The 24,398-nt window shown below is 35.5% G+C and carries 16 protein-coding genes, 1 tRNA gene and 3 pseudogenes; 14 read left to right on the top strand and 6 right to left on the bottom strand.

Features of this window, described 5'->3' with window-relative positions; genetic code table 11:
* Window position 1 precedes the first annotated feature (1 nt).
* Together WG67_RS04400 and terL are read left to right on the top strand one after the other, a co-directional pair.
* Window positions 2–799 carry a phosphoribosylformylglycinamidine synthase subunit PurQ gene (locus WG67_RS04400; RefSeq protein ID WP_006279487.1) on the top strand — a complete coding sequence of 266 codons (798 nt, stop codon included), beginning with the start codon at window positions 2–4 and terminating at the stop codon, window positions 797–799.
* Between the two features lie 907 nt (window positions 800–1,706).
* Window positions 1,707–3,169 (top strand): annotated as a pseudogene (terL, locus tag WG67_RS04395) (phage terminase large subunit).
* Between the two features lie 353 nt (window positions 3,170–3,522).
* On the opposite strand, the gene WG67_RS04390 reads toward terL, so the two are convergent.
* Both WG67_RS04390 and lipB read right to left on the bottom strand, forming a co-directional pair.
* The gene (locus tag WG67_RS04390) at window positions 3,523–4,500 is read right to left on the bottom strand and encodes an LD-carboxypeptidase (RefSeq protein WP_010081984.1); all 978 of its coding nucleotides are present in this window, start codon (window positions 4,498–4,500) and stop codon (window positions 3,523–3,525) included.
* Window positions 4,500–5,117 carry a lipoyl(octanoyl) transferase LipB gene (lipB, locus tag WG67_RS04385; RefSeq protein ID WP_010081985.1) on the bottom strand — a complete coding sequence of 206 codons (618 nt, stop codon included), beginning with the start codon at window positions 5,115–5,117 and terminating at the stop codon, window positions 4,500–4,502. Before lipB ends, WG67_RS04390 begins: the two co-directional genes overlap by 1 nt.
* A gap of 250 nt (window positions 5,118–5,367) precedes the next feature.
* On the opposite strand from lipB, the gene WG67_RS04380 reads away from it, so the two are divergent.
* From WG67_RS04380 to WG67_RS04375, 3 genes are all read left to right on the top strand, one after another.
* Window positions 5,368–5,601 carry a DUF6290 family protein gene (locus WG67_RS04380; protein ID WP_010081986.1) on the top strand — a complete coding sequence of 78 codons (234 nt, stop codon included), beginning with the start codon at window positions 5,368–5,370 and terminating at the stop codon, window positions 5,599–5,601.
* The gene (locus WG67_RS06420; RefSeq protein ID WP_083250486.1) at window positions 5,577–5,840 is read left to right on the top strand and encodes a type II toxin-antitoxin system RelE family toxin; all 264 of its coding nucleotides are present in this window, start codon (window positions 5,577–5,579) and stop codon (window positions 5,838–5,840) included. The genes WG67_RS04380 and WG67_RS06420 overlap by 25 nt, the downstream gene beginning before the upstream one ends.
* Window positions 5,841–6,075: 235 nt before the next feature.
* On the top strand, window positions 6,076–7,269 hold the full coding sequence (locus WG67_RS04375) for a phage portal protein (RefSeq protein ID WP_010962986.1): 1,194 nt from the start codon (window positions 6,076–6,078) through the stop codon (window positions 7,267–7,269).
* A 54-nt stretch (window positions 7,270–7,323) separates the two neighbouring features.
* Here WG67_RS04375 and WG67_RS04370 read toward each other — a convergent pair whose 3' ends face one another.
* Both WG67_RS04370 and murJ read right to left on the bottom strand, forming a co-directional pair.
* A complete protein-coding gene (locus WG67_RS04370; RefSeq protein ID WP_070356960.1) occupies window positions 7,324–9,867 on the bottom strand; it encodes an AsmA family protein in 2,544 nt (847 codons plus the stop codon).
* 3 nt (window positions 9,868–9,870) lie between these two features.
* Complete coding sequence (murJ, locus tag WG67_RS04365; RefSeq protein ID WP_070356959.1) at window positions 9,871–11,358, bottom strand: murein biosynthesis integral membrane protein MurJ; 1,488 nt, start codon at window positions 11,356–11,358, stop codon at window positions 9,871–9,873.
* A 150-nt stretch (window positions 11,359–11,508) separates the two neighbouring features.
* Between murJ and WG67_RS04360 the strand changes: the two genes are divergently transcribed.
* The 9 genes and pseudogenes from WG67_RS04360 to WG67_RS04315 all read left to right on the top strand — a co-directional run bounded on the left by WG67_RS04360 (window position 11,509) and on the right by WG67_RS04315 (window position 22,844).
* Window positions 11,509–11,584 (top strand) — tRNA-His (locus tag WG67_RS04360).
* 187 nt (window positions 11,585–11,771) lie between these two features.
* Window positions 11,772–13,706, top strand: a complete 1,935-nt coding sequence (gene mnmG, locus WG67_RS04355; protein ID WP_070356958.1) for a tRNA uridine-5-carboxymethylaminomethyl(34) synthesis enzyme MnmG — start codon at window positions 11,772–11,774, stop codon at window positions 13,704–13,706.
* A gap of 8 nt (window positions 13,707–13,714) precedes the next feature.
* Entirely contained in the window at window positions 13,715–15,382 is a 1,668-nt protein-coding gene (locus tag WG67_RS04350; RefSeq protein WP_070356957.1) for an aminopeptidase P family protein, read from the top strand.
* Window positions 15,383–15,502: 120 nt separating this feature from the next.
* On the top strand, window positions 15,503–15,853 hold the full coding sequence (locus tag WG67_RS04345; protein ID WP_070356956.1) for a hypothetical protein: 351 nt from the start codon (window positions 15,503–15,505) through the stop codon (window positions 15,851–15,853).
* A gap of 397 nt (window positions 15,854–16,250) precedes the next feature.
* On the top strand, window positions 16,251–16,895 hold the full coding sequence (locus WG67_RS04340) for an alpha/beta hydrolase (protein WP_010962980.1): 645 nt from the start codon (window positions 16,251–16,253) through the stop codon (window positions 16,893–16,895).
* 5 nt (window positions 16,896–16,900) lie between these two features.
* Window positions 16,901–17,707: an SDR family oxidoreductase gene (locus WG67_RS04335; protein ID WP_010082068.1), complete on the top strand. Its 807-nt coding sequence runs from the start codon at window positions 16,901–16,903 to the stop codon at window positions 17,705–17,707.
* A 232-nt stretch (window positions 17,708–17,939) separates the two neighbouring features.
* Window positions 17,940–19,027, top strand: a pseudogene (locus WG67_RS08700) (IS3 family transposase).
* Between the two features lie 170 nt (window positions 19,028–19,197).
* A complete protein-coding gene (polA, locus tag WG67_RS04320; protein ID WP_010962979.1) occupies window positions 19,198–21,774 on the top strand; it encodes a DNA polymerase I in 2,577 nt (858 codons plus the stop codon).
* Window positions 21,775–21,824: 50 nt separating this feature from the next.
* Window positions 21,825–22,844, top strand: a complete 1,020-nt coding sequence (locus tag WG67_RS04315; RefSeq protein ID WP_070356955.1) for a hypothetical protein — start codon at window positions 21,825–21,827, stop codon at window positions 22,842–22,844.
* Between the two features lie 26 nt (window positions 22,845–22,870).
* On the opposite strand, the gene WG67_RS04310 is transcribed toward WG67_RS04315, so the two are convergent.
* Complete coding sequence (locus WG67_RS04310) at window positions 22,871–23,650, bottom strand: exodeoxyribonuclease III (protein ID WP_010962977.1); 780 nt, start codon at window positions 23,648–23,650, stop codon at window positions 22,871–22,873.
* Window positions 23,650–24,357, bottom strand: a pseudogene (locus WG67_RS04305) (uroporphyrinogen-III synthase). The gene WG67_RS04310 and the pseudogene WG67_RS04305 overlap by 1 nt, the downstream one beginning before the upstream one ends.
* Between the last annotated feature and the right edge of the window lie 41 nt (window positions 24,358–24,398).

Here is a 24,398-nt window from a genome sequence, read left to right as displayed (position 1 = left end):
CATGAAAATCACAGTCCTATCTGGTTATGGCTTAAATTGCGAAAAAGAAACTGCATTTGCATTTATGGAATGCAGCAGAAAACTTGGTATTGGTAATATTGAAGTAAAAATCGTTCACATTAACGATATCATAGATAATCCAGGTGAACTGAAATTAAGCAATATACTTGCAATTCCAGGGGGTTTTTCCTATGGTGATGACACTGGTGCTGGTAATGCGTTTGCTTTACGTATTAAAAACAACTTGTTGGATGAGTTTCAAGAGTTTTTATCTCAGGACAAGCTGATTATAGGAATATGTAATGGTTGTCAGATATTAGTAAAATTAATTCCAGAATTCTCTAGTCTAGCTTTAATCCATAATGATATAGGCAATTATCAATGCCGTTGGATTAGAGTGAGAGTTAATTCAAAGAGTAATTCTGTTTGGCTACGGGGTCTGAGTGAACTATATCTCCCTATTGCTCATGGGGAAGGCAAATTTTTTATGGATCAAGATATTTTGAACCAATTGATTGAGAGCAATTCCACCGCATTACGTTACATTGATAAAAATGGCAACTATGCTAACCTACAATTTCCTTACAATCCGAATGGATCTACATACGACCTAGCAGCTTTATCAGATAAAAGTGGAAGAGTGCTAGCTTTAATGCCCCATCCAGAAAGGGGAATATTTTTTACCCAGCAAGATAATTGGCCCCTTGAAAAAGAAAAGAGCAAGCGTTTAGGTGTTGCTGTGCCAAAATATGGCGATGGAATGCTTATATTTGAAAATGCACTAAAGTATTTTTGTTAAAATTTATTGATAGGGATTTATGGTCGAAATTATCCCCTGATATTGCAAAAAACTTGCTTGACAAGCCTTGCCAGTCCCCTTATCATGAAACTGAAGCTATTTATTTATCTTCTCTGTACAGATTAAATGACAAAAAAACTCACGTATCTGGCGTCCCATGTTTAATTTTTTGCACTATGTGCATCTTATGTCTTTATAAGATTTCTAGGTTTTTACCTAATATAAGCTGAAATGCGCTTATAAAGCATTTAAAATATCAAAAAACGCCAACTTAAAAAATGGATAGTGAATAATTAGCTACCCTAGGGTTTCTTTTGCCTTTTTTTCTGTTTAGTAAATTTCTTAAATATTTATGACTAAAGGTTAGTTGCATTAAAAAGCAGCTAAATCGCGGTTATTAAGCGTTTAGAATAAAAAAACGCCATACTTGAAAGTATAATGTAAGTAATTAGCCAACCACGGGGCTTCTTTTGCCTTTTTTTTATTTGGTAAATTTCTTAATATTTATAGCTAAACGACAACCGTCATCCCGCTACTTGTTAGCGGGATCTATGCTTTGAGATACCGCGAATGAATCGCGGTATGACGGTGTAATGATGGTTAAGTAATTCGTCATTCCGCTACTTGTTAGCGGCTGAGATACCGCGAATGAATCGCGGTATGACGGTGTAGATGATGGTTAAGTATCCCGCTGCTTGTTAGCGGGATCTATGTTAAGGTATAGTAGGGGATCTATGTTAAGAGATACCGCGAATGAATCGCGGTATGACGGTGTAATGATGGTTAAGTAATTCGTCATCCCGCTGCTTGTTAGCGGGATCTAGAGATACCGCAACGTCTCACCTATAGCCTTCAGTGCTCCTTTTTTTGTCATCCCAGCGTCACGCGTTGGTTTCAACATTATATCATGAACTTTCTAAAATTCATTGAACTGTGTTTTCAAACGGTAGTGCCGGGGTGTGAGTATAATGATTATCAGTATATAAAAGTCATAGCAGACAGACTTGAAGCGGCAAATGTTGGCAAAATGAGGCGAATAATATTCAATATGCCTCCGCGTTCAATGAAGTCCCTGTGCGCTAGTGTTGCGTGGCCCGCATGGATACTGGGAAATCAGCCAGCTGCAAGAATAATAGTTGCAAGCTACTCTCGGCTGCTTAGCGAAAAGCACTCGCTCGATACAAGATGCATAATGCAGTCTAGTTGGTATAGAGAGCTGTTTCCAGAGGTAGAACTATCCAAAGATCAGAATACCAAATACAAATTTCAAACAGTGCAGAGAGGATACAGAATCGCAACGTCAGTTGGAGGGACGTTAACAGGTGAAGGTGGTGATTTCATCATCGTGGATGATCCACTGAGTCCCGCCCAAGCTTTGAGTGAAACGTTTAGAAAGCGTGCTACAAATTGGTTTGACCAGACTTTAGTAGCCAGGCTCAACAATAGAAAAAAAGGAGTAATTGTTCTTGTGATGCATAGGCTACATCAAGAAGATTTAACCGGGCACCTTCTCTCCAAACCGAAAAACATATGGAACCATACTTGTTTACCGATGATATCTGAAAATAAGGAGATTATCTATTCAATCAAAAAGCCAGCGCCTCCTTTTCTTGTTCCTGTCACCCGAGTAACTACAAATGAGTACAAAAGCTGGATTACAGCATCAAGTGCTAGAATGACACCACCCGTAATATTATACTCAAGAGAAGAAGGTCAGTTGCTATATCCCCTCGATGGAGGAAAAGAAGAAGTTGAGATGATAAAGGTTGAACTTGGAAGTTACGCTTTTGCTGCACAATATCAACAAAACCCTCTGCCACTTTCAAGTGGTATAATTAAACGAGAACCGCTGAGCGCTATAGAAATTTTTCTGATAGTCTCTCATATGTCACTCAGAGCTGGGACACTGCAGTTTCAACAAGCAGCATGAGCAACTTTAGCGTCTGCACCACCTGGACAAAAGTGGGCAATAAATTCTATTTACTCGATGTATATCGCGCAAAGCTTGAGTATCCAAAGCTTAAAGAGCAAGTTCTGTCACTAGCTGCAAGATGGACACCGCACGCAATTTTAATCGAAGCAAAAACAAGTGGTCAGCAATTGGTGCAAGAGCTAAAGACAAACAGTGATTTACCAATTATCGAAATAGTACCACATGATGACAAACTCACTCGATTTTATCAATTTGTTCCGATTATAGAGTCTGGCAAGGTTTTTCTGCCGCACCAAGCAGTATGGCTGAACGATTTTGAGTATGAGATTTTAATGTTTCCTGAAACTCGACACGATGATCAAGTGGATAGTACCGTGCAATATTTGCAGTGGGTGAGAGATAGTAGCTCTAGGGTCGCAGCTTTACGGGCATTGTGATTTAAGCCTACCAGATCCAAGTAGTCAGCTACTTGCATGACACCCTGACAACCGTCATCCCGCTACGTGTTAGCGGGATCTAGAGATACCGCGAATGAATCGCGGTATGACGGTTCGTGGTGGTATGACAGTTCGTGGCGGTATGACGGTTCGCGGCAGCATGACGATAAGCTCGTCATCCCGCTACGTGTTAGCGGGATCTATGCTAAAAGATACCACGGCGGTATGACGTAGAACTGCTGCTTGTTAGCGGATGAGATACCGCGAATGAATCGCGGTATGACGGTTAAGTACGTGTTAGCGGCTAAGAGATACTGCGGCGGTATGACGTAGAGCTCGCGTTAGCTATAAGATTAGCTAACATTCTGCACGTCCATAAAAAACAAACCTTCTTTTTCGTCTTGAACGCTAATAATAGCGTGAGTGTTAAAAGGTAAAGGATCATTTGTATGTCCATGGCCTACCCCTTTCATAGTAAATACAGGAAAGTTAACACTTTTTGCAAACCTTTCTTTTACAACTTCAACAAGGTTATCGTTATAGCAGTTAACGAAATCCCCAAAGATTACTGCATGTACTCCATCAAAGATGTGAGCTTGTTTTAGGTGATCTAAACTGCGCTCTATTGCGTATGGGTAGACTCTTATGTCCTCTAAAAATAGAATTTTACCTTTCGCATTTATTTGCCAAACAGTTCCTATACTGTTTTCAACTAAAGTCATATTACCACCGATGATTTTAGACTTTAATCTGCCATCTTTTAGTCTAATGCCATTATTTATCATCTTTAGCTTATCAAATCTGATAGAATCCCGCTTGTTAAGAATTAACTCTTTCAATTTTTCAACAGAGCTTTCAGAAACGGAGTTATTTACTATCATTTCCAACATGGTGCCGTGAAGAGTTTGCCAATCATATTTAGCTTGTAGATGGATGTGCAAGGCAGTTATATCGCTATAGCCTATGAGGATCTTTTTGTTTTGAGCAATCCTTTCTTTTTTATCATTGGGTAACTTTTCTAGATAGGGAATTAACCGAGAAGCCCCTTCTCCTCCTCTGATACACCAGATTATTTTACTATCACCGGTTAGTGCACTAACCAAATCATTTGCTCTGAATTCATCAGAGTTGGAATAAAATGGGTTATCATTACTATATATTTTCTCCGAAATATGGGGATTAAAATCCAAAGCTTCTACATATTCTTTTATAGTAGTCAGATCTGATTCTTTTCCCTTGGAGGAAGGAGCAATAATATCAACTTGGTCCATTGCATGAATACCTGTGTTAGCACATAAAGTGAGAATGAAATATAAAAGGTAAACAATCATTAAAATATCTTATAAAACTCTTTTTTTAGTATATCATCCAATTCAGAGAGTGGAACTTTCACTCCTAGTTCTTCCATTGACGTGACGCCATAACCTTGCAACCCACAAGGAATAATACCCTTATAGTGAGAGAGGTCTGGAAAGACGTTAAGCGCTATGCCATGATAAGTTACCCATTTTCTTAAGCGAATACCAAAAGCTGCAATTTTTTTTTCTACTCCGTTATGGTTTACCCAAATGCCTATTCTATCTTCTCTAAACTCTCCAAGTATATTAAATTGCTTTAAAACATTTATGATCCACTTACTTAGATCTCTAATATATAGCTTTATATCGCATTTGTTTCTTTTTTTAAGGTTTAACATTAAATATATAATGCGCTGTCCTGGACCATGATATGTGTGTTTACCACCCCTTCCTGTTTTATATATGGGAAATAGTTTTTCAACAATATCATCAGCTGTTGCACTGATTCCTGCAGTATAAAGTGGAGGGTGCTGGAGTAGCCATACCAATTCGTCTGCTGAATTATTGTGAATTTGTTGAATTTTCTCTTCCATGGATTTTACAGCACAGTTATAATCAATAAGCTGATTAGATATTAGCCATTCTGTCATATTCTATTTCTTTTTTTTAGTATAGCAGTTCGTTTTTTCCTGTTATTCCAGTGTGTGACACTGGGCGCAGCCTTTCTTATTCCTAATATACTTAATACTAACTTCTGTGCTATTTCTCCTTAACAAACATAGTACATGACAAATGTTTAATTATTTGTCAACACAGGTCCTCTTTACGTATAGGCAACTTTTTTTATTGAAAAATTCAGAAAAATGTTGTATAATTATTAGTAGATTTTAGGTAAAATATATGGCAAACTCAAAATTTAGCATAACTTTCAACAACGAAATTTCAGAGTGTCTTGCTGGACTGGCTAAAATAAGAAATAAGTCCATTAAAGAACTAACAGAGAAGCTAATACAAGAAGCAATTGAAAATGAGGAAGATAAAATACTAATTGAGCGTGCTGCTAAACGTAATGTTTCAGGTGTAAAGAAAATTAGAAGTGAGGATGTAGACTGGAATACAATATTATCTTCATAGAAAGCGTTCTTGAGAAAGACCTTCCAGCTCTTCCAAAAACAATAAGATTAAGGACCATAAATGCGATAAATAAGCGCCTTACAGTTGATCCCATTAACCTTGGTGAGCCATTATATTACAGATTTAAAGGACAAAGAAGATTAAGGGTAGGTGATTATCGCGTTATCTATTCCGTAAATATTATAAAATATGAAGTGGTTATCACAGAGATAGGACACAGAAAAGATATTTATAAGTAAGTACATCATATAAATATTAAATATATTTTTACTCCTTCCTGATTCATTTTCTACCTTAGGTGGCTTCGCTCAGCTCAAAAAAAAAGCTCATTCTTTTTGCTACCCCTTATTGTGCCTGCCATTTAACTACTGTGTAGAGATTGCTCTCAAACATAATGTTCGTACGTTAGTATATCCTTCCTGTGACACCAATTGATATAATTCAACCACAAATTCAATTTTTTAGGAGGCATATATGAATCTCAATATTTTTCAAAGAAAAAAAAGCGCAGTATTTACTAAATATTCTGCTTTGCAGCTAATGATGGAGCCAAGTTGGAGTAAGCGTGATTATGTAAGTTTTGCTGAGGAAGGTTACATAAAAAATGTTATTGCCTTTCGAGCAATTAATATGATTGCAAGTGCTGCATCTTCGGTACCTTTTACTCTCTGCCAGCTTACTGAACAGGGAAAATCGCAATTAAAAGCCCATCCATTACTGAAATTACTTTATTCTCCTAATCCAATGACATCAAAATCGGAATTTATTGAGGGGATTGTAACTTATCGGTTAGTTAACGGCAATTCTTATATATTGATGGTTGAGTCACAGAATAGTAGAAAACCACCAACAGAGCTTTATCTTCTGCGCCCCGATAGGGTTGAAATTGTTCCAGGGAGAAATAACGTTCCTTATATCTATCGTTATACCATAAATAACAACAGTTATGACTTTAAAGTTGATAAACTAACTGGATGTTCAGCAGTGTTGCACTTAAAGACCTTTAATCCTTTGAATGATTGGTATGGGTTATCACCAATTGAGGCAGCTGCATATAGCATAGATCAACATAATCAGGCGGGTGCTTGGAATCAAGCGATGTTGCAAAATGGGGCAAGACCAAGTGGTGCAATAGTTGTAAAATCAGCAAAAGATGGAAGTGGTGGAAGTTTAAGTCAAGAGCAGTACCAACGCTTAAAAGCGCAGATAAATGATCATTATTCAGGTTCTATAAACGCTGGAAGACCGATATTGCTTGAAGGAGGCTTGGAGTGGAAAGAAATGAGCTTATCGCCAAGGGATATGGATTTTATTGAGTCCAAACACAGCTCAGCTCGTGATATTGCGCTAGCTTTTGGCGTTCCACCGCAATTGCTTGGCATACCGGGTGATAACACTTATAGCAATTTAGTCGAAGCACGCTTATCCCTCTGGGAGCAGACGGTTTTACCAACGCTAGAAAATATTATCTGTCACCTGAATTCTTGGCTGACACCAAGATTTGGTGAAGATCTGTGCTTGTCGTATGACAAAGATGCAATAGAAATTCTCATGGAAAAAAGACAAAAGTTGTGGAAATACGTAGAAAACGCAAGCTTCATGACGCTCAACGAAAAGAGAGAAGCATTTGGCTTGCCACCACTGCCAGGTGGTGATGAGTTAGGTTAAGTTTGTATCCGTTCAGATGAGTTTATTGTCCCCTAAACCGTACACCTAAGTAAATTAACTATTTTTCTTGCCAACCAGAGCGATGAAGATTTGGTCTACATCAAAACTCATCTTAGGACGCCAAATAGGGCCATCCAAATGCATATCGATATAGATTGGATTACTATAATTTGGTGGTATGAAAAAGAACCTGAATATAGAAGCTAAAGCGAAGTTAGATAAGGTTAAATTAGAAGAGATCGATCCTGATGCTTGATCAATCCCGAACTGTAAACTAGTTGAACATATACCACTCTTAATACTTGCTTTTCCGCTAATATTTTCAAAAAATGTCTTGCCATTATATACATCAACATAAGCAAGTGTGGAAATTTCAGATTTATTCTTACTGCTTAACAAATTAGTGATAAATGAATTGAAATCTACATTAGTAACTTCTATTCCTTGCGCTTGTAAGTTTACATCTCCTGATAAGTTACTAGCCCAATCATGAAAACTTTTTCCTTGAGTTTTGATTTCACCATTTAAGCTTACCTGACCATTTACATTGTCAATTCCTATAACCTTACCAATCTTTTTAGTGTCCAAATTTACAATAGAAAATCTTGTATTTATTGAGTCTGATCTTAAATAACCCTGAAAAAACACTTGCCCGCGTTCTAATACGTAACTTGCCTGCCTGATAATGATAGTGTTGTTTCTCATTACCGCATCCAAATTAAAATCTTTTAAAACATTCTGCTCGGTTTTAAATTCTGCAGTATTGATTTGCACATTTGCATCAAAGCCTTCTTTATCATCCAAAAAATCAAGCTGCTTTGTTGACCATTGAATTTGATCTATCTCATTTCTTGAATTTCTTTTCGTCTCTACTAAATTTGGTAATGTAATAATTTTTCCATTAAATTTACTGCCCGTAAGGTTAACATCTAATAAAGGTTTGGCGTATTTTTGATCTGCTAATATTTTTGCATTACCGGTAATATCGAAATCTTCTCCAGATAGTTTTATTTTATCTGCAACTAGCTTACCTTTTTCCATTTTCAGCAAAAAATCCAAATTTTTAATTTTCGTATCATTCAATGTAAGGTTATTAACACGGGCCTTTATATTTGTATCATACTGAAAATTTTTCAGCCATTGCATTTTAGGTAAACTGCTAAATAATGAATGATCATATTTATCTGCATCAAGATTATGCATGCTAAATTCACCATCGATCACACTGCGTTTTTTTGTGTGGCTTACTCTAATTGATCCTTGCAAGGATTCCTTATTATTTAGCAGTCTAATGTCTGAGATAGATAATATTCTTGGTGCAAGGTGCAGTTTAGAACTTAGTGTAAATTGATTTTTCTGGTTTTCTTTCATCTTTATAGAAGGGAAAAAACATGAAATGAATGACTCAAAATCATTTCCTTCGACTAATAAATCACCGTTGAATTCAGATAGGACATTATTGTTTGAGATCTCTCCTGATAAGTAAGATATATTATTGATTCCAGGAAATTTAAGAAGCGTATTAACTTTTACTTTGCCATCAGTGGATTTTAGTACAGCACGGAAATTGTCCAATATTTTGTTTTGATATTGAATGTTAGAAGCTTCCATATTAAAATTTAAGCTCAAGTTCTTTGGCACAACTGCTCTAAAACATTCCAGAAGATCCTTCATATTCATTGTTCTTTGTGAATCATTTTGTATGGAATCTAAATCAACTTTACTGAAGCTAATATTGAAATTAGTGTGATTGCCTTTTCTATCATTTTGTATTGTACCGCTGGCTTGCATGCTTTTGGCATCAATTTTTAAGTCAGTTGCCGTAAACTCACTTTCATTAAGACTTATATTGGATGATATCTTGATATTTTCGCTAGGAATAACACAAGAGAGAAAGCTAAGATTAATGATTTTTGCTAAATCACTCACAGAACCGGAACTGTTATTAATTGTTAATGTTAAATTACCCTGGAGTTCTTCTTGATTTCTATTACCTGTAAATAGCAAATTTACAAAATTTGATTCAACACTAATGTGTACATTCCTTTTTGTGATATTAACCTTTCCTGAAAAATCGTAATTATTATCACCTACCTTTACTTTACCAAAAAACTGCTTATTTTTTTTTACAGCAACTTCCTTTATGTTAACAATATCAGCGAAATCATTCTTGAAACTTACTTGGCTGTCTTTTATTACTATATCGACTGTGTTACCACTGGCGTTTGTATTTATAATATTAAGTAAATTTTCTTTGTTGCTTTTCATGCCAAACAATGTGATTGACTTTGGTTGCAACGAAAATAAAAACAACGATAGGAATGATGGCCTTATTTCAATTTTTCTTACACTAATTAAATCTGACAACTTTTGCTCTTTATTTTCGTTGTATTGTACGTATACATTATAAATAGTGAGCTTTGGGGTAATCAACGAAACTTTAATTTTTCCCCCAATATGCACTTTAGCATCATACGTCTTCTCTAACTCTTTTATGATATATTTCCTGTAGCCACTCCAATCCTTAAAAGTTGCAGCAACATGTATGAGAATTAATAGCAGTGAGATTGATAATATAGCATATAAAGAAAGTCTCATAATTTACACATGCTTAAAGTTTCCCTTAAATATTAAATAGAGAATACCAAAATAAACAATAACACTCAAAGCTATTAAAGTCGTTAAATAAACAATACGAGCCAACATTTTATCAAAAAATAATCCTGCCAACAAAGAATTAAAAATATAAAGGGCTATTGACATGACTGCCGTTGCTACAAAAATTTTCATGACATTTAACAATAACGCTTGGCTAACCTTATACATTTTATTTATTGTTAAATAACTAATTAATAGAATAGAGTTTATCCAAGTGGAAACGGAAGTAGCAATAGCAATCCCCGTATGCTGATACTCGTTCATTAACAAAAGGTTTAGCACTACATTAATTCCAAGACACATTAGCGAAAATATGGTTGGTATTTTCAGATTGCCTTTAGCAAAAAATGTAGGTAGCAATACTTTATTTATAATAAATGCAGGTAAAGAAAGAGAAAATGCTATTAAAGTGGGAACAGTTTGCTGCACTGCATAATGATCAAACCGGCCGTAAGAAAAAAGCGTAAGTAAAATTATGTCGGGAATAACGATAAAGGCAGCAGTTGTTGGCATAATTAACATTAATCCTATGTTGAGAGCCTTGTTCTGTATTTTGACTATATTTTCAGTATTATCCACCTGTTTTGAAATTAAAGGAAGAAGCACTGTACCAATTGCAGTACCGATTATTCCCTGCGGTAGTTGATTTAGTCTATCGGCATAATATATATAGGACACCGCATTTGGTATAAAACTCGCCATGATTGTATCAATCCATAAGCTTATTTGAGTTACACAATTGTTGATAATTGCAGGTATCACACGCTTAAAAAATAACCTTACTTCATTGCTTAATTCAAGGCTAAAAGAAAAAGCTGCCTTTAACTTGTATGCACTAAATAGTATCAAAAGTAGCTGGAAAATTCCTCCTATAAGGACAGCTATAGAAAGGTTGTGCGCTGGAGTTTTTACGTAAGGCACAAACAAACTGATGATTAAACAGAGATTCAAAACGATTGGTGCAATAGCTGTTGAAGCAAAATGCTGCTTTACTTGCAGCATTCCACCAATAAGTGATGCAATTGAAACAAAGATTATGTAGGGCATCATAATTCTTGATAAAGTAACAGTAAGGGTAAACTTACTTTGGTCAAATCCAGGAGCAAAAATTTGAATCATATAAGGGGAGAAAGTTTGCATGATAAGGCAAAAAATTACTAAGATAATAAACGTAATGGATATTACACTACTTGCAAAATTAAATGCCTTTTTATTATCATATGATTCTGTCGAATATAATGGTATGAATGAGGTAGTGAACGCTCCTTCTGCAAAAAATGCTCGAAATAGATTGGCAAAACGAAACGAAGAAAAAAATATGTCTGCAAGAGAGTTCGCACCAATAACCGTAGCAATCAATACATCTCTTATTAACCCTGAGATCCTTGAAATAGCCGTAAAAAAACTAAATGTGAAAATACTTTTAAACATACCACTACTTCATTAGTGTCAATACAATTAACTATAATGGTAAAAGTATCAATGAAAATATTTATTGGCTAAACTTAAAACCCTCTGCAAAAGGAGAGTTAAATAATCAATTGACTATTTGCGCTCTTATGTTAGAAATTTTATATCTTGGCGGGCGTAGCTCAGTTGGTAGAGCGTCAGTTTGTGGTACTGAATGTCGCCAGTTCGATCCTGGTCGCTCGCCCCACTAAAACCCGATAATTTGAAAAACCGTCATCCCGCTGCTTGTTAGCGGGATCTAGAGATACCGTGACGGTATGACGTGAGTTAGCTATACATTGGCCACTGATGATTGAAATAGTTAATTACTGTAAAATTTGACATTAACCGCTAATAGTTAGACTATTAGTAGAGTAAGAATTACTCAAGAAGGCATGCATAAATATGATGTAGTAGTAGTAGGTGGTGGTCATGCAGGGTGCGAAGCTGCTGCTGCTGCAGCTCGCCTTGGTGCAAACACGCTGCTTATAACTCATAAAATTTCAACTATAGGGGAAATGTCCTGCAATCCAGCAATCGGAGGAGTTGCAAAGGGCGTTGTAGTCAGGGAAGTTGACGCTCTTGATGGAATAATGGGAAGAGCAATCGATCAAGCAAGTATACACTCAGTCATTTTAAATAGCAGCAGAGGTGCAGCAGTATGGGGCCCGCGTGCACAGGCAGACCGAAAATTATACAAGCAAGCAATACAGGAAATTATTCTAAATTATAATAATTTGACGGTAAAAGAAGAGTCGGTTGACGATTTTCTTATAGAGAGTAATAACAATGGAGAATTGTGCATTAAAGCTGTAATAACAAGCTCAGAGGAGCATATACTGACAAGTAAAGTCGTTCTAACTACAGGGACTTTTCTGCGGGGTGTGATTCATATAGGAGAGCAGGTAACTCCTTCAGGGAGAATGGGAGATAAGCCTGCAGTAGAACTTGCAAATACGTTGAAGAAATATAATTTTAAATTAGGTAGATTGCGTACTGGAACTCCACCGAGGCTTGATCGTGGCACTATAAACTGGTCAATATTGCAAGAACAAGTGGGTGATAATCCACCTGTGCCGTTTTCTTATCTCACAGAAAAAATTAACCAACCTCAGGTATCATGCTTTATTACCCATACTAATGAAAACACGCATAAAATAATTAGAGAGAATCTGCACAGGTCAGCTTCTTCGTATTTGGATGATATTATAGCACCAAGATACTGCCCATCAATTGAAGTTAAAGTTAATAAATTTGCAGAAAAAAGTAGTCATCAAATATTTCTAGAGCCAGAAGGCCTGGATGATGATACTGTATACCCGAACGGAATTTCAAATTCATTGCCTATTGAAGTGCAGCGTGAAATGATAAAGAGTATCAAAGGACTTGAAAACGCAGAAATACTAAGGCCTGGATATGCAGTTGAGTATGACTATATTGACCCACGAGAGCTGTTTCATACTCTTGAAACTAAGAAAATTAAAGGCCTATATTTTGCTGGCCAAATTAATGGCACCACTGGATATGAAGAAGCAGCAGGGCAAGGAATTATTGCCGGGATCAATGCAGCACTTTCTGCATCTGAAAAAAAAGAAAGCTTTGTTCTCCATCGCACAGACTCATATATCGGCGTAATGATAGATGATCTAGTCATCAAAGGGGTGATCGAACCTTATAGATTATTTACCTCGCGTGCAGAATATAGGCTAGCTATCAGGTCAGACAATGCAGATAGAAGATTAACACAAAAAGGTTATGATATTTCCCTTGTTTCGCATGAGAGATACTCTGTTTTACAGAATAAACTTGAATCCATTAAGCAGCTTGAAGAGAAGTTAGGGAGTCTGACGATTACTCCTGAGCAGGTTAGGTCTTATGGTATCAAAATATCTTATGATGGGATAAGAAAAACGGCACTAGATTTACTTAGCTATCCAAACATCGACTGGAATAAATTACAAGAAATATGGCCGGAGTTAAGCAGCGTCACGCGCTGGAATGGCAAAATGGGACACACCAAAGCGGATAATAGAGCTAAGAATGAAATATGCGAAGCGGTTGAAATTGAAGCAAAATATAAACCCTACCTAATAAGACAAGAAGCAGATATGAAGTTTTTACGAGAGGAAATTAACACTCAAATTCCAATCAACTTCAACTATTCACAAGTTAAAGGCTTGTCAAGTGAGGTAATAGAAAAGCTACAAACAATAAAACCAGCGACGATTGGCATTGCAAAGCAAATACAAGGCATCACTCCCGCAGCGATAGTGAGCATATTAGTGTATTTGAGAAACAGGAAAACGAAAGTAGCTGCTAGTTTTGCGTGAGGCATTCCATGTCAAAAATCAAAGAATTTCGTTCTTTTATGCACGAAATAAACGTTGATGCATTTGTGTTACATACTAAAGACGAATATTTAAATGAGTATTCAGAGGAGCTAACAAAGCTGTGTGGCTTCACAGGAACAAATGGGCTGCTTATTGTCACAAAAAACAACAAGTGCCAATTTTTTACAGATGGACGCTATATCACACAAGCTCACAATCAGCTCGATCAGGGCAATTTTCAAGTATATAATATACAAGAAGAGGATCCACGCGAATGGATAAAAGCAAACTTAACATCGACTGCCTCACTAGGTTATTATTTGCAATATTTTACCATGGAAGATATAAGAAAGTATGAGAATATCTGTAAATTAATACCCTGTTTAGCTGGAAAAAAAAGTGACTATCGAAAACAAGCAGTGGTTTTACATTCTATTAAATATGCTGGTGAAAGTAGTAAGGACAAATGTGAAAAAGTCGCTAAAAGTATAGATAAAGAAGCTGAAGCAGTGCTTTTAACTGATCCAAATTCAATTTCATGGTTATTAAATTTAAGAAACGAAAATGCTAAATATACTCCATGTATATTGGGTCGTGCTATATTGTATAAAAGCGGTAATGTTGATTTGTTTATTCAAGATAAAGAACATTCAACTATAGAAGCAAATTTAGGCAATCATATAAATATTTTTGATATCAGTGAGCTAGAAAATTCGCTGCACAAGCTAAATTCAATAGTTATAGATCCAAACACAACTCCAATGAGTATCATGGCTGTAATAAAAGATAAACAGGTAGCTGAAAGAGAGGATCCTTGTTTAATTTATAAAGCAGTAAAAAATCAAACTGAAATAGCTGGGGCTATAAATGCGCACATCAGAGATGGAGTGGCAGTTACAAATTTTCTACATTGGCTTGAAAGTAATGTTGGTACAGAGCTTGAAGCTGAAGAAAGGATTTTAGAATACAGAAAAGAGCAGAATTTGTTTAAACAATTGAGCTTTCCAACAATTTCTGCATTTAATGAGAATGGGGCAATAATTCACTATCGTGCAAGCAGTAAGACGAATAAAGTAATTCAGAAAGATGGACTGTATTTGATTGACTCTGGTGGCCAGTACCTTGACGGCACAACTGATGTGACAAGAACTGTAGTAGTTGGTAATCCGACCAATGAGCAAATAACCCACTATACAATAGTACTCAAAGCTCACATTGCTATAGCAAGTGTCGTCTTTCCCCCCGGCACTACTGGTGGAGAATTGGATATATTGGCACGTACGCATTTATGGAAATTTGGAATGGACTATATGCATGGTACAGGGCATGGAGTAGGAAGTTACCTATCAGTACACGAAGGACCACAAGCAATATCAAAAAGTAATAAAGTGAAACTCACGCCAGGGATGATACTTTCCAACGAACCTGGCTATTACATTCCGGGAGAGTATGGAATAAGGATTGAAAATCTGATGTATGTCAACAGACAAGAAAACGGCTTCTTAAACTTTAAACAACTGACCTCTATTCCATATGATAGAAGACTAATAAATGTGCAAATGCTTACTAAGGATGAAATTGAATGGATAAATGGCTACCATCAATTTGTCTATAAAAACTTAGAAAATAGCGTCAAAGATAAGGAGTGGTTAAAGAAAGTATGTGACCCTTTATAAGCAAAGGAGCATTTTTTATTATTTAAAAAGTATTAATGCAATTGTGATGAGTATTTTGTATTGTTTTTAATTTAAAAACAATATATAATAAAGAATCGATATTTTCAAGTAGGTGTAATTATGACAGGTAAAGTGCAAGAAGATGAATTTATGAAGCAGTATATGGATACTTGCAAAGAGCAAATAGAAAAATTAGCCAAGGATCCTGAATTGCTTAATCAGACTTTAAAACCATTTATGCAAATGTCTCAGCAGCTTATGGCTCGCGGTATGCCAAACACGATACCTAATTTGGACAGCATGGATGCTAACAAGATGATTGCTCAGATGAAGGAAATGATTGACTACATAAGAGGTAACTATAAGGAACTAATGAAAGAGCGCAGCTCGCAAATTCAAGAGCTTGATGAATCCAGTAAGAAGCTAAGAGGTTTAGTTAAAAAATTGATAGAAAAGATCGAAAGTAAGTAAATAACATCTGGATTTCTGTCATTCTATATACAACTTTCTAGTTGGACGGTAAGTCGAGGTCAATTCTTGATGTCATGCAAGTAGTGTAGCTACTTGCATAGCATTTATACCAGTTTTCGTAAATAAATAAGGTACGTTGCTTAAGGCTGCAGTTATAGTGAGGTATTTTTTCTAGTTTGTTTTCTTATTTCTGAGGTTTATAGCTAAGGTTTTCCCTACGTCATACCGCGATTCATTCGCGGTATCTCAGCCGCTAACGAGTAGCGGAATGACGGTTTTTCAAATCGTCGATGAACCTAAGTCACTTTATCTGTAGTATCGGGAACGTAATTGCACATTGGTTTTACAAATTTGAAAATTAGTGTTAAATAAAAATATAAACGCAAAAGGAAAAGAAATGATTGAACTTAAAGGCCCAGAAATTTGTGCAGGCGGAAATAAGAAAAATTTGATTATTTTTTTACATGGTTGGGGCTCAAGTGGCGATAATTTCATTCACCTTGCTAAAGTTATGAGCAAGTTTTTACTGGGTTCATATTTTACAGTACCCAATGCTCCGTTTGAAAGAGAAATAGGTGATGGTTATCAGTGGTTCAGCTTGGAAGATCGTAGTGAGGAAGCGCTATATAATGGAGTAAAAAATGCTACATCAATTGTAAATCATTTCATTGATACAAAATTAAAGGAGCTTAATTTAAAAGATACGCAACTTTCTTTAGTTGGATTTTCTCAAGGAGCAATGCTTGCAATACATACAGCTCTCACCCGCTCTCAATCCTGTGCATCAGTTGTTGCATACTCTGGTAGGTTTCTTTCACCTTCAAAAACTGCACCAGAGATCAAATCAAAACCTAACATATGTGTTATCCATGGTGATGCTGACGACGTGGTACCTTTTTCGTCCCTCGACTTAGCGGTTAAAGCTCTGAAAGAAAATGGAGTAAATGTTGAAGGACACCCAATTCATGCATTAGGGCATATTATTAATGAAGAGGGAATAAAATTAGGAGTAGAATTTATCAAGAAGAATTTTAAAAATTAATTTTCATGCACTTGTTTTGCTTTGGTTATGGATATGTAGCTAAATTTTTATCGAAAAAATTACTGAACTTAGGTTGGAAAGTCAGTGGCACATCAAGAAGTAAAAATATACAAGATGTAATCCTCTTTAATTATGAGAAAGTTAGTCAAGATCTGCTTAAAAGCGCAACGCACGTTTTAATTTCTATTCCTCCAGATGGCGATGATGTTGTGGAGAGATACGGTGATTGCCTGCAAAATGTAAAATGGTTCGGTTATTTGTCTGCAACTAGCGTCTATGGTGATCACTCTGGTAATTGGGTGAATGAGGAATCTGAAACAAAACCTATAGAAATCAGAGGAGAAAAGCGCCTTAGATCTGAAAAGAGGTGGCTGAATAGCAGATTGCCTGTACATATTTTTCGTTTAGCTGGAATATACGGTCCTGGTAGGAACGTGTTAATTGACTTGCAGCTTGGCAAAGCAAGGAATGTGAAAAAAGAAGGGCATTTTTTTTCTCGTATTCACGTTGAAGATATATCAAATATTTTATTTTCTTCCATGCAAAACATAAAACCTGGTGAAATATACAATTGTGCAGACGATTTACCCACTACACAATCTGAAGTGGTAATATATGCGACCAAACTTCTCAATGTTAGCCCTCCAGAACCAATTGAGTTACCAGATTATGCACAGAGTTTTTATTTAGGATCAAAGAGAGTAAGTAATGTTAAAATTAAAAAAGATCTTAATGTCTCTCTAATTTATCCTAACTACAAGGTGGGATTAGAGAGTTTGCACGTAAACAAAACTGAAATCACATCAGAATGATAGATAGGCTTATTGTCACTGCCATTAAGTTAAGGAAAGAATGGTTAAAAACTGAACTAAAAAGTCAGAAATAATTAAGGATTTATGACAAATGCTGAAACAGAATAGAGTAAACTTTAAAGCAGATAAACTCTGAAGTGTAAATTACTTAAGAAATAGTGACCTTACCCAGAAAAAGTGGAGAGAAAGAAAAGAGTTTTTTTGGGTAAAATAAAATTTTGGAGGATTAGAAATGGTAAGAGAATATACAGCAGAATTCAAATTGGAAGCTGTTAAACTGGCAAATGAATAAAGAAAGGTAGGTCAACCAGTTGCAAAAGTAGCAAGAGATCTAGGAATAAGGGATAGTGTATTAGGAAAATGGATGAAGAAGAGAAAATCAAATAAAAGAAGGTATCGATGCATTTCCAGGTAGAGGTAACATGGCTCCTTACGACAAAGAGAGGTTTGATTTACAAAGCAAGAGTAACAAGGGAAAGAGACATTTAAAAAAAAGCCCTGGCCAGTCAAAAAGAGTAAAATATTTTTTTATATAGTAACTGCTATAAAGTACAGGAATTATGTAGGATTTTCTGCTAGTGGCTACTATAAGTGGACCACAAGAAAAATAAGCAGTAGAGAATCAGCAAATAAAGAGCTACTCGCAGCTATTCAAAAAATATATCAAGTTTCTAAATGTAGATATGGAGCTCCTAAAATTCATGCTGAATTGAAGGCTTTGGGTAAAAGTTGCAATTTGAAAACGGTGCAAAGTATTATGCAGAAAAATGACATCAGGGCTATACTGAGAAGAAAGTTTAAAATTAAAAAACAACAAACAGATAATAGAGCTGTAGCTCCCAATATACTAGATCAAAACTTTATTGTTGATCAACCAAATAAAGTATGGGATTACTTACATCAAAACCAAGGAGGGATGGCTATATTTGGCAGCAATAATTCTCACGTATGGTAGTTAATGAGTAGTGCAATAAATAAACAATTGGTTATGAACTCTTTATTAATGGCCATTAATAGGCGTAAACCTGTTAAAAATCTACTGCTGCACAGTGACCAAGGTTCACAATATACTGCGCAAGGGTATCAATATCTCTTAGCTGTAAAGAATATAGATGAGTAATAAAGGCTCTTGTTACGACAATTCTGTTGCAGAAAGCTTCTTTAGCTCATTGAAAAGAGAAATACTTATTGATACTTCACAACACTCTGCTCAACAAACTAGAACTGCAATATTTGAATACATAGAAATTTTTTATAACAAACAACGTCACTATTAACTATTGCATTCCAGAACAATTTGATGCATCATTCTTTTTGTAAAAAACATTCCACACTTTCTCTCCACTTTTTCTGGGTAAGGTCATATGTGTACATCCCCATCATGAATGCTATTTTCGGTAAAATCTCTTACAACGCTCAAAAGCAGAAAAACAAAACTTGATTTTCTCAGCTAAATAGTGGACCATCAAAAGCACGCATAAATATCTACAATGAAAGAAAAAACTTTCACAATCATCGATGGCTATGGTTTTCTTTTCAGAGCTTACTATGTACTACCTCACTTAATTACCACAACAGGAATGCCAATAGGTGGTGTATATGGCTTTCTGAATATGGTTCTTAAGTACATTGCCCATTCGGACTACTTAACTATAGCACTTGATGCAGGGAAAAAGAATTTTAGGCACAATTTATATCCTGAGTACAAAGCGAACAGAGTAACGCCTCCTGAGGATCTAACTCCACAGTTCACCATACTGAGGGAAGCGGTAGAAGCTTTTAACCTCAGCTATGAAGAGATTGAAGGTTATGAAGCAGATGATATAATTGCAACACTAGCTGCAAAATACGCCAACCACCAAGACTTTAAAGTGGTAGTCGTTTCATCAGATAAAGATTTATTTCAACTCTTGAACCACAATATTTTAATATTCGACCCCATTAAAAATATATATATAGATGAAAAACAAGTAATAGAAAAATTTGGCGTAAACTCACACAAGCTTCTTGATTTATTTTCTCTAACTGGTGATGCATCTGACAACATTCCAGGCGTTCCGGGAATAGGCCCGAAGACTGCAGCTAAATTACTAGATGAATTTGATTCATTGAATAATATTATAGAGAACATTGATAACATCGAGCAAACGAGGATTCGTAATATTCTTGCTGAACATAAGGAAAAAGCGCTAATTTCAAGAGAACTTTTATCACTATGCGAAAAAGTAGACCTTCAACATGATATTGCAAAATGTGAAGTTCGCCCTCCAAATATGGAAAAACTATTATCCTTTTTAAAGAAGTATGAATTCAATTCCTTGATAGGGAAAGTGGAAAAGCTTTTTTCCTATAGTGGGTCTAGCACAGAAGAAAAAATAGAGTATAGTAGTGAAGAGTTAGAGAAATTTTTAGAGCATTGTAGATATGAAGGCAAAATTGCAATTCATTACCACCTTGAAAACAATGTATTAAGTCTATCTTATAGCGAAAGTAATATTTTTTATATAGAGCAAGACAGCATACAAGATGCACTCATTATAATTAACTTAACTTTGCTCTCAAATGGAGTGCTTAAAATAATACATAACATTAAAGAGATCAGGAAAATCTTCCCTGCAATAGAGAAGATGTTAGATTCAGTTGATGATTTGATGATAATGTCGTATAGCTTGGATACAGGAAAGCATGATCACAGTATTCCAAACATAGTTGCGCATAATTTGAGTGAAAATGCAGAAATTTTCTCGGCAAAAACTTTAATAGCAATTCATGAAAAGCTAAAGCAAAGGTTATTTCAGGAAAAATTGCTCACAATTTACGAGCGCTTCGATAAGCCACTTATGAAAGTAATATTTGATATGGAGAAAAATGGGATATTACTGAACATACAAAAATTACAGGAGCTGTCCGATAAATTTCAGCAGGTAATTGCCGTGCTTGAAGATGAGATATATAATTTGGCAGGAGAAAGATTTAATATTGCTTCGCCAAAACAATTAAGTGATGTTTTATTCAACAAAATGGGGCTTAATAAAAAGAAAAAGTCAAAAAAATCTGGATCGTATAGCACCAATTATGAAGTTCTAGAGGCACTCGAAGAAGAAGGGGTAGAAATCGCAAGTAAAATCTTAAATTGGCGACATTTAAGTAAATTAAAAGGCACCTACACTGATGCATTAATAAAGCAAGTTGATCCACTTGATGGTAGAATACACACAAGCTTTTCAACGACTGCAACTGCAACTGGAAGGCTGAGCTCCAGCAATCCTAATTTACAGAATATTCCTATCAGAAGCGAAGAGGGAAATCTTATCAGACAAGCATTTATTGCGCCAAAAGGGCATAAGATAATTTCTGCTGACTATTCGCAAATAGAATTAAGACTCCTGGCACACGTTGCAAACGTTGCAGCATTTAAAGAAGCTTTTGCAAACGGACAAGATATTCATGAGATCACCGCAAGGCAAGTTTTTGGAGTGCAAGAAATAGATGAGCAATTAAGACGCAAAGCAAAATCCATCAATTTTGGAATTATATATGGCATTAGCCCATTTGGTCTTGCAAAGCGGCTTGGAATTACCATTGCGGAAGCTGCTGAATACATTAATTACTATTTTTCCTGTTACCCAGAAATAAAGGCCTATATGGAAAAAGCAGTGTCTATCGCAAGATTGCATGGTTATGTAGAAACTTTGTTTGGCAGGAGATGCTTTGTAAGAGACATAAACAATACAATTCCTTATATAAGACAATTTGCAGAAAGGGCAGCAATAAACGCACCACTGCAAGGAACCGCTGCTGATATAATAAAACGTGCGACAATTCAGCTTTTTGACCAATTGAAAGTAGGTAAAATAATCCTCCAGGTTCACGATGAACTACTGGTTGAAGTAGAAGACGAAAAGGTGCAAGAAACAGCAAAACTTATAAAAGATATAATGGAAAATGCAATAGAAATTTCTATACCACTTGAAGTAGAAATAAAAATTGGCGACAACTGGGGTCTAAATTCCCTTAATTATGACTTAAACATCGTGAATTCTAGGAGTATAGATTATTTGAATTAATATGAAAAATATGCTACAATTGAAGTATAGTAAATGTGAGTAACTCAGTTATGACAAAAATATTAACTCCACAAACAAAGAATTTGGAACCTTCAAATCAGGTAACTAACAAAGATGAGAAAATTTTTGAAAAAGAGGAACATCAGGTAATCTATGATTACTTTGTAAAAGTATTAGAAGGTAAAGCCGAATTAAAGGAGAACAAAGAAATAACTGATTATTTTATATCAGCTTATAAGGACATACTACTTAATAATGTCAATCCAAAAGATATAAAACCACTCAGTGAAGAGAATTTTTCTCAGTTTTTACTTTCTATGTTTAAAGAAATTAGAGAGCAAGGCTTAGCTAGAGAAGAGAAATTAAATAATGATAAAATACAACAAATAATAACCAAGTGTGTAGCTGATATACGTGGTACAGAAGCTAAAGATTCATCCATAAAGTTTGTATTGGAAATGCTGCTGCTGCTAATTGGAGGGATCAAAATAGACCCGAAAAATATTTCTGGCTCCTTTATGGATGGGATGAAAGAAAAAATACCATTCTTAGGTAAAGACAAGAAAGAAGAGGATGAACCACCACTCAGTGATGAAGAGATGGTAACAACGTTCTTAAGCAAGATCTTTTTTCCTGTCCTTCTTTCCACTATTCCAATGTTAATTTTTGGTCCTACTACACTCGGAGTAGTTCTTACTGCTATCGGCACAATATTTGCCATAAAAGGAGGAGTGGAGGTTCTTTTTTCAAATAACAAAAAAGGTACTTTGTATGACCCTAGCTCACAAGATAAAGATGATACAGAAAAGAGAGCAAAACTGAATGGAAAAATTCTCGAGGGCATTGATGATATTTTAAAAACCCCAGTTACAGAAGTTGAGAAAGGCACCTCTGTTTCTGAACAAATTTCCCAAGGAAAAGAAAAGAGTGAACAACAGCCTGTTCCTGAGCAAATTTCCCAGGTAGGAAACGAAAAAAGTGAGCAGCACGATCAATCTTGGACAGGAAAGGAAAACAAACGAAGGGAAAAACCACAGAGCAGCAAAGGTAAGACTACTCAGGTTTGCTAAAAGTGAATTGTGTAAGAGATCTGCTATTATTCTATAGCACATACAACAGGAGTATGGTCAGACGGATTTTCTAGCTTACGCAATCTATCATCTATGTAGCATGTTTCCAATTTATCTACAGCTTGTGGTGATAACAGCATATAATCTATTCGCATTCCTTGATTATTTCTGAGTGAATTGCCTTGATAATGCCACCAAGTGAATTGTTGCAAATTTGGGTGAGATATTCTAAACGCATCTTTAAACCCAAGATTCAAGATCGCTCTTAACTTCTCACGTTCTCTTATATGAAAGCACACTTGGCCATTCAATAAGTTTGAATCAAAAACATCAATTTCATCCGGTGCAATATTATAATCGCCAGCTATAATAGTTAACTCTTCATTCTTCAACAAAGTGCTCATCCTTTCATATAGGTTATCAAAAAACTTGAGTTTATATTCAAATGCGTGAGAGTCCGGGCTTTGACCGTTTGGCACGTATACACTTCCTACCCTTATCTTACTATTGGTATACTTTATCACGCACTCTATATAACGTGCTTCTTGATGACTTTCCACAATGTCAATTTTAAACTTCTCCAGTATCGGATATTTAGATAAAACACAAACGCCATTTCTTGCAACTTGTCCATAGATAGCATATTCATATCCTAACTTTTCTATCTCCGCATAAGGAAATTGCTCTTCCGTACATTTTATCTCTTGCAGCAAAACTATATCTATCTGACTATCAACTATAAAACTACAAAGTTGGTTAACTCTTTTACGTATGGAGTTTACATTCCAAGTTGCAATCTTTAGCATCAGCAATCCTTATTAATTATATCAATTAAACTCTCCCCAGTAGGCAACCTCGATGTTATAATTTTTTTCCACTTGATTAACTTTAAACTATCAGCAATGTTTTTACTCATGGTATATGCAACTGTATTATTCATCACATGAGATAGCCCACTTTTTAGAACTAATGAACAAAATACCCTTGCTGTCTGTGAGGAAAAAAAAGCAACACTACCAATTTTACCATCCAACAGTAAATTTTTACACCTATTAGTTAGACTCCTTTTAATGATTGTTTTATAGAGTACAACTTCTCTTACGTTAAAATCTTCTTCAGATAATCTCTTTTTTAGGTCACATGATACTTCTTGTCCTCTTATATATAAGAACTTTATTGCACTTGAATAGTGAGCTTTTATGAATGATATCAGACCATCAACGTTGCTGTCTGCTGAGATTATATCAGAAAATCCCAAATTTTTTGCAGCCTGCATGGTTGAATTACCAACTGTAATAATCGGAAAGTCATCCACTTTGCATATTTGACTAAAAGCCTTTACACTGTTTTTACTTGTGGATATTACAACGTCAAATTCGTGTGCAGATATATCAGGATTTAAGTACTTTATTGTGAATACTGGTTCTATATAAACTTTGTATCCATACTATCTGTTATTATTTGTTGTATTGAACGAATCCAATAAAGGCCTCGTTAATAAAATAGACTTCATTCTGATTTATTTCACTACTAGTAAAATAGTACCCTTTAGAT

This window comes from Wolbachia endosymbiont of Drosophila incompta, assembly GCF_001758565.1.
Taxonomy (GTDB): domain Bacteria; phylum Pseudomonadota; class Alphaproteobacteria; order Rickettsiales; family Anaplasmataceae; genus Wolbachia; species Wolbachia pipientis.
The sequence above is the reverse complement of the archived record's forward strand: the minus strand, read 5'-3'. Positions and strand labels throughout refer to the sequence as shown.

Excerpts from the sequence above, each read along its gene's own strand:
- WG67_RS04310 (WP_010962977.1), bottom strand. The coding sequence starts at position 23,650 with ATGCTAAAGATTGCAACTTGGAATGTAAACTCCATACGTAAAAGAGTT.
- WG67_RS04400 (WP_006279487.1), top strand. The coding sequence starts at position 2 with ATGAAAATCACAGTCCTATCTGGTTATGGCTTAAATTGCGAAAAAGAA.
- lipB (WP_010081985.1), bottom strand. The coding sequence starts at position 5,117 with ATGACAGAATGGCTAATATCTAATCAGCTTATTGATTATAACTGTGCT.
- mnmG (WP_070356958.1), top strand. The coding sequence starts at position 11,772 with ATGCATAAATATGATGTAGTAGTAGTAGGTGGTGGTCATGCAGGGTGC.
- murJ (WP_070356959.1), bottom strand. The coding sequence starts at position 11,358 with ATGTTTAAAAGTATTTTCACATTTAGTTTTTTTACGGCTATTTCAAGG.
- WG67_RS04350 (WP_070356957.1), top strand. The coding sequence starts at position 13,715 with ATGTCAAAAATCAAAGAATTTCGTTCTTTTATGCACGAAATAAACGTT.
- WG67_RS04345 (WP_070356956.1), top strand. The coding sequence starts at position 15,503 with ATGACAGGTAAAGTGCAAGAAGATGAATTTATGAAGCAGTATATGGAT.
- WG67_RS04335 (WP_010082068.1), top strand. The coding sequence starts at position 16,901 with ATGCACTTGTTTTGCTTTGGTTATGGATATGTAGCTAAATTTTTATCG.
- WG67_RS04375 (WP_010962986.1), top strand. The coding sequence starts at position 6,076 with ATGAATCTCAATATTTTTCAAAGAAAAAAAAGCGCAGTATTTACTAAA.
- WG67_RS04380 (WP_010081986.1), top strand. The coding sequence starts at position 5,368 with ATGGCAAACTCAAAATTTAGCATAACTTTCAACAACGAAATTTCAGAG.
- polA (WP_010962979.1), top strand. The coding sequence starts at position 19,198 with ATGAAAGAAAAAACTTTCACAATCATCGATGGCTATGGTTTTCTTTTC.
- WG67_RS04370 (WP_070356960.1), bottom strand. The coding sequence starts at position 9,867 with ATGAGACTTTCTTTATATGCTATATTATCAATCTCACTGCTATTAATT.
- WG67_RS04390 (WP_010081984.1), bottom strand. The coding sequence starts at position 4,500 with ATGATTGTTTACCTTTTATATTTCATTCTCACTTTATGTGCTAACACA.
- WG67_RS04340 (WP_010962980.1), top strand. The coding sequence starts at position 16,251 with ATGATTGAACTTAAAGGCCCAGAAATTTGTGCAGGCGGAAATAAGAAA.
- WG67_RS04315 (WP_070356955.1), top strand. The coding sequence starts at position 21,825 with ATGACAAAAATATTAACTCCACAAACAAAGAATTTGGAACCTTCAAAT.